We start from the raw sequence: 6,388 nt of genomic DNA on the forward strand, positions 1-6,388 counted from the left end.
ATAAATTAGCAATTAATTGAAATTATTTCCTATTTGGTTCCTTTTGACAATTCTCTCAGAATTTATCTTTAAAATATACTATTTTTGTCTAGGTTTACGAAATTTTAGCAGCTTTAGAGTTTATTTTAAAAGTCGATAAAGTAGTTTGTACTTACGCAATATAAAACCAGTTTAAGTATAATCTGGTACTTAAGAAGGTTGCCTTTATTACTCATCAACTATAGAAAGGACTTTTAGCTCTTTTTGTATGTATTCCCTAAGCTCATCTTCAGTATGTTTAAGTTCATGAATTTTTCCACTAGAAATAAGATTTAATCTCGCAACTTCTATTTGCTCTAGATGTACAAAATTTTCCCCATCTAGAAATTCAATATCTAACTCATTCATAAATAAAGATACTGCTACTTTATTGGAGTAGAGAAGTAGCTTTTCCTTATCTTTATTGCTGAAATTTTCTTGTTGTAAAAATAGTTCTATAGCATTAACTCTCAAGTATTTACATAAAAAATGAACATCTATATAACCTGCATCATCAATATCTGATTTAAATGGTTTTGGTCTTGGGTTCAAGGCAGACATAATTGTAACCCAGTTTCTAACCGACTGATTCACCCATAGGAACGGAGTCGATAAAAGAAAGCTCAGAACATATAGAAAAGGAAATTTAGCTTGGTAAGCTAATATTTCTGCAAGGTCATATTTCTTTAATTCATTTATAAACTGATTAAAGTAATCTATTCCACCAGAATATTCTTCATTCCAGTACATTTCATTCAGGAGGTTTATCATATCTTGTTGTTTATTTGTCATGGCAAATATTCATCCATTTTTTTAGATATATCTGTTATAAAACCTTGAAATTAACGGATTGGGGCTGGCGCAGGCACGAAGGCAAGGACACATAGGAAAATTTTCCTTCTCCCCCTCCCCGCGTCATACTCGTCCGCATCAGTGTATCGATTATGGTGATTGTTGTTATGAAAGAGTCCCCAGCAATTTATAGTAGGAGTTGTCTGTAAATCCTTAAGCAATTGTGAAAGCGATTACTCTTCTTGGTTCCACTGGTTCTATCGGTACTCAGACTTTAGATATTGTCACTCAGTACCCAGATCAGTTTCGGATTGTGGGATTGGCAGCTGGGAACAATGTAGAGATGTTGGCTGCTCAAATTCGGCAGTTTCGACCGAAAATAGCGGCAATTTGCTCAGAAGATAAATTACCAGCGCTCAAAGAAGCTATCAAAGACCTCGATCCCCAACCGATTCTACTGGCAGGCGAGGCCGGAGTGATAGAAGTTGCTCGCTACGGCGATGCTCAAACTGTTGTGACTGGGATCGTTGGTTGTGCTGGTTTGCTACCCACGATCGCAGCTATTGAAGCAGGTAAAGATATTGCCTTAGCGAACAAAGAAACCCTGATTGCTGGGGCCCCTGTGGTTCTCCCTCTAGTCGAAAAACACGGTGTAAAATTACTCCCTGCCGATTCCGAACATTCTGCAATCTTTCAATGCCTCCAAGGAGTACCAAAGGCAGGTTTGCGGAAAATTTTGCTCACTGCATCTGGTGGGGCTTTCCGAGACTGGGATGTAGAAAAGTTGGCAGATGTAACCGTTGCTGATGCCCTCAAGCATCCTAATTGGTCGATGGGGCGGAAAATCACAGTAGACTCTGCTACTTTGATGAATAAAGGACTGGAAGTAATTGAGGCTCACTTCCTATTTGGGTTAGATTATGACAATATCGAAATTGTCATCCATCCTCAAAGCATTATTCACTCGCTGATTGAACTGCAAGATACTTCCGTTTTAGCTCAACTCGGTTGGCCGGATATGCGCTTACCTTTACTGTATGCTCTATCTTGGCCCGATCGCGTCTACACCAACTGGGAACGACTAGATTTAGTTAAAGCTGGAAACTTAACCTTCCGGGAACCAGATCACCAAAAGTATCCTTGTATGCAGTTAGCTTATGCTGTGGGTAAAGCGGGTGGTTCGATGCCAGCCGTGTTAAATGCCGCAAATGAGCAAGCTGTAGCTTTATTTTTAGATGAAAAAATTCGGTTTTTAGATATTCCTCGGTGTATCGAATGGGTGTGCGATCGCCATGAAAATGATAACCGTCCAAATCCCTCTTTAGATGACATTTTGGCAGTAGATAAATGGGCAAGACAAGAAGTTTTAACAGCGACTGAAAAGTTAGAAACTCACTCGCAGATAATTTCTTTGCGATAAGTAGGTGGGCAAGAATAAATCAAACTATGTTACGCAATGTAAAATTAATTAAATTGGCTCGTAGTAAGGGCTTTAGACCTGAAAATAGGGCTAAAGCCCTTACTACAAACCTTTAATTATTTACGCCCACTTACTTTAAAGGCGGGGAGAGGTTTGTATTAATTGGTGATAGATAAAGCCCAATCACCTAAAAGTTGGTTTACTTTATTGGGTACTTCATCATGGGGACAATGACCGGCTGTTAAGAAGTGTTCTGTAAGTTTAGGATAATATTGACGAAACTTTTGGGAACGTTCTCTAGCATTCATCCAAGGATCAGCTTCTCCCCACAACATTAATAAAGGACAAGTTAATTGCTTTAGTAGAACATCAACTTTTTCCCCTTGAGGAGTGCTAAAGACTGAAACAAACACATCCAACGCACCAGAATCGTTAGCAGGGCGAGAAATTTCTTCTACTAGCTGATCTGTTATGGCACTTTTGTCAAGATAAACTTTTTCTAGGGTTTGGCGAATTACCCAACGTTGTCGCACGTATTGAAATAACAAAAACTGGGCTAAAGGTTGTTGAAAAATCCACTTAGTGCTGTCACCAAAAAGTTTTTGCAAAGTAGCTGGTTGCTTGGGAGGCTGAATTTCTGATTGTAAAGCTTCAGGCTCAGATGTCGGCTGGATTTCGCTAAAAGGCCCGGCGCTGTTGAGCAAAACTAAACCAGCTGCACTGTCGGGACACTGGGCTGCGACACACAAACTAGCATAGCCACCAAGGGAATTACCCGCTAATACTGCTTTTTGACCAATTACTTCACTAATAAAATCATGAAGTTGGTCGCGCCACAAGTCGCCACTATATTGCAATTTTGGTTTTGCCGATCGCCCGAATCCCAAAAGGTCGATCGCAAATACTTCAAAATCTTGACACAATCCTGTGATATTCTTGCGCCAGTGGTCTGTGGAAGCACCAAATCCATGTATCAAAAGCAAAGGCGGACGTTGCCCTTGCTTCTCTCCCGCACGCACATAGTAAACGTTGTGCCCGCGCCACTGCCAATATTTACCAGGAATTGGGGTTGTAGAGGGGGCTGTTGTTGCCTGCATGATTTAAAGAATTGTTAAGTAGCTTTAATAATTGTAGGCTAGTGCGAGAAGAGAGTTGGGAGAGATGAGGGAGAAATAACTATGACTAAAGAAAGATTAATTACAGGCAAAACTAAACTGCTAGGGGTAATTGGATATCCGGTGGAGCATTCGCTGTCGCCTGTGATGCATAATGCTGCGTTAGCGCAGCTCGTCGTAGACATCGCTAATTTAGGATTAGATTATGTTTATCTTCCCTTTCCTATAGCACCAGAGAATTTAGAAGTAGCGATCGCAGGCTTTGCCGCTATTGGTGCTGTCGGCTTTAGTGTTACAATCCCTCACAAACAGGCAATCATGCCTCTACTCTCAGAAATTACCCCTCTTGCCCAAACTATCGGCGCAGTAAATACTGTTACTCGCCAAAATAATCGATGGGTGGGGACAAACACAGATATAGAAGGATTTATCGCCCCTTTGCAGACAACCTATAAGCAAGATTGGAGTCAGAAGGTAGCAGTAATTTTAGGTAATGGTGGCGCAGCCAGGGCAGTTGTAGCAGGTTGTCACCAACTAGGTTTTGCTAAAATTCACGTTGTAGGGCGGAATGTGCAGAGATTACAAGAATTCCACCATAGTTGGAGTAATTCACCCATAGCCGAGAATTTGCAAGTTCATCAATGGGAGGAATTATCAAAGCTAATTCCCCAAGCTAATCTGCTGGTAAACGCAACCCCCATCGGTATGTATCCCAAAGTTGATGAGTCGCCTTTGAGTGGAGAGGAAATAGCGAATTTACCAAAAGGTGCGATCGCTTACGATTTAATATATATCCCTAAACCGACGCAATTTCTAGAGCAAGCTGAAAAACAAGGTGCAATTGCGATCGATGGCTTAGAAATGCTAGTCCAACAAGGGGCAGCAGCCTTAAAAATTTGGTTACAGCAGGAAAATGTACCTGTAGAAGTGATGCGCCAAGCTTTGCAAAAACATTTAGGTTTAGGTTGATCGAGAAATAATTATCCTCAGCTAGCAAAACCTGTCCCTCACCTTTATAAGGCTACGGTGTACACACAAATAATTTAATTACCCCAAATCCCATTTTGTAGTGGCGTGTTATGCCGGAGGCTAACGCACCATCCTAGATTTTCTCCAAAGCATCGGCTACGGTGTACAGATAAGTTTTTGGTGAGGCGATTTGCGGTAAACCTCACCCTGGTTTTGCGATGCAAAACCTGTCCCTCTCCTTACTAAGGAGAGGGATTAAAGATACGACAGGGTGCAATACTGCGTAGGTTTTGCCTAAAAAATAAAAATGTGTAGGTTGGGTTGAGGAACGAAACCCAACATTTTTCGGGGTTTGTTGGGTAACGCATTGCCTCAACCCAACCTACGAATATTCAAAACCTACGCAGTATTGGGACAGGGTGAGGTTTTTCTTTTATGAATAGAATTCAGAAGCCATAATGGGCTAAACCATAGCTATCCGCTAACAGCATGAATTCTGTGCGAGTGGCGGATGAATATTGGTTTAAAACCTCGTCCCCTTCTGGGCGAAACAAATTTTCAACCTTGTTTCTTGACTATTACTCTATCCCTTTATGGGTAGAGTATTCTGAATTCTGTATTCTGACTCCTTTTTATGTTTCCCAAACCCAAAATACTTTTCTCATGGTTTGTATTCTTACTAAGTTTTGCAAGCCTATTTCTAAGTTCTTGGATTATTCTTCCGGCTCCAAATATGTTTTTACTCACCCTAGCAGTAGGAGCGCCAGAAATCAGCCCTTGGTTGTTGATATTAAATTTACTATCTTTATTACTTTCTTTCTTATACATTCGCCGCCGTAAAATATGGCGTTTATGTTTCATTTTTAGTTCAATAGGATTGATACTTTGTGCATGGGTGCTAGTGAATATCCCACTAACTCAAATACAGATGGCTAAAGCAATGCAGCAAGGGTTAGGAACAAATTATCTAGAGCAAATTCCAATGCAAGTAAGGGCTAAAATGCAAACCCATCCCTTTAACTTAGTTAATTTTTTTGGAGGTATTCCATTAGGTAAAACTCGTCATCAAAAAGATATTATTTTTGCTTCTCCTGCGGGAGTACCTTTAAAAATGGAAGTTTACCAACCCCCAGAGGTGGGTAAATATCCAGCAGTGGTAGTAATTTATGGTGGAGCTTGGCAATATGGCAATCCTCATGCCAATTCTGAGTTTAATCAATATATCGCTCATCAGGGATATACAGTATTTGCGATCGACTATCGACACGCACCTAAATATCAGTTTCCAGCCCAGTTAGATGATGTGCGTACAGCCTTGAATTTTATTCGCAAACATGCAGCAGTTTATGAAGCCGATCCAGAACGCATGGTACTTATAGGACGTTCTGCGGGAGCGCATTTAGCAATGTTAGCGGCTTATCAACCAGATGCACCACCCATTCGGGCTGTGGTCAACTATTATGGGCCTGTTAACTTAGTTGGAGGATACAAAACACCGCCTTTTCCCGATCCTATCAACACCCGCGCTGTTTTAAAAGCATTTATGGGTGGTTCTTTAGAGGAGTTGCCTAATCAATATCAAATTGCTTCACCGATAAATTATTTAACGCACCCTTTACCACCAACCTTATTAATTTACGGCAGTCGTGACCATTTGGTAGAAGCGCGATTTGGCAGACAGATGTATGAACGTTTAGATAACTCTGGTAATACTGCGGTTTTTCTAGAAATTCCTTGGGCGGAACACGCTTTTGATGCCGTTTTCAACGGTGTGAGCAATCAATTAGCGTTATATCATACCGAGAGATTTTTGGCTTGGGCGTTGTTTAAACAATAATTTTATTAATATACAGCAGCAATCAGAGCATAAAGGCTCATTAATGGAGTTCAAAGGTTCATTAATGGAGTTCAAAGGTTCATTAATGGAGTTCAAAGGCTCATTAATGGAGTTCAAAGGCTCATTAATGGAGTTCAGAGGTTCATTAATGGAGTTCAAAGGTTCATTAATGGAGTTCAAAGGTTCATTAATGGAGTTCAAAGGCTCATTAATGGAGTTCAAAGGCTCATTAATGGA

At 40.6% G+C, this 6,388-nt stretch carries 6 protein-coding genes; 4 read left to right on the forward strand and 2 right to left on the reverse strand.

The window, feature by feature from the left end; genetic code table 11:
* Positions 1-207: 207 nt before the first annotated feature.
* Complete coding sequence (locus tag V7K98_RS01370; RefSeq protein WP_335018828.1) at positions 208-810, reverse strand: hypothetical protein; 603 nt, start codon at positions 808-810, stop codon at positions 208-210.
* A 223-nt stretch (positions 811-1,033) separates the two neighbouring features.
* Here V7K98_RS01370 and dxr point away from each other — a divergent pair, with 223 nt between their 5' ends.
* Complete coding sequence (gene dxr / locus V7K98_RS01375; RefSeq protein ID WP_335018830.1) at positions 1,034-2,230, forward strand: 1-deoxy-D-xylulose-5-phosphate reductoisomerase; 1,197 nt, start codon at positions 1,034-1,036, stop codon at positions 2,228-2,230.
* A 158-nt stretch (positions 2,231-2,388) separates the two neighbouring features.
* Here dxr and V7K98_RS01380 read toward each other — a convergent pair whose 3' ends face one another.
* Positions 2,389-3,327, reverse strand: a complete 939-nt coding sequence (locus V7K98_RS01380) for an alpha/beta fold hydrolase (RefSeq protein ID WP_335018832.1) — start codon at positions 3,325-3,327, stop codon at positions 2,389-2,391.
* Between the two features lie 81 nt (positions 3,328-3,408).
* Between V7K98_RS01380 and V7K98_RS01385 the strand changes: the two genes are divergently transcribed.
* From V7K98_RS01385 to V7K98_RS01395, 3 genes are all read left to right on the forward strand, one after another.
* Positions 3,409-4,314: a shikimate dehydrogenase gene (locus V7K98_RS01385; RefSeq protein ID WP_335018834.1), complete on the forward strand. Its 906-nt coding sequence runs from the start codon at positions 3,409-3,411 to the stop codon at positions 4,312-4,314.
* A gap of 634 nt (positions 4,315-4,948) precedes the next feature.
* The gene (locus V7K98_RS01390; RefSeq protein WP_335018836.1) at positions 4,949-6,151 is read left to right on the forward strand and encodes an alpha/beta hydrolase; all 1,203 of its coding nucleotides are present in this window, start codon (positions 4,949-4,951) and stop codon (positions 6,149-6,151) included.
* Positions 6,152-6,194: 43 nt separating this feature from the next.
* Positions 6,195-6,388: hypothetical protein (locus V7K98_RS01395; protein WP_335018838.1), on the forward strand; the 194-nt coding region annotated here is incomplete at its 3' end.

The sequence above is a fragment of the Nostoc sp. genome (genome assembly GCF_036917435.1).
Taxonomy (GTDB): domain Bacteria; phylum Cyanobacteriota; class Cyanobacteriia; order Cyanobacteriales; family Nostocaceae; genus Nostoc.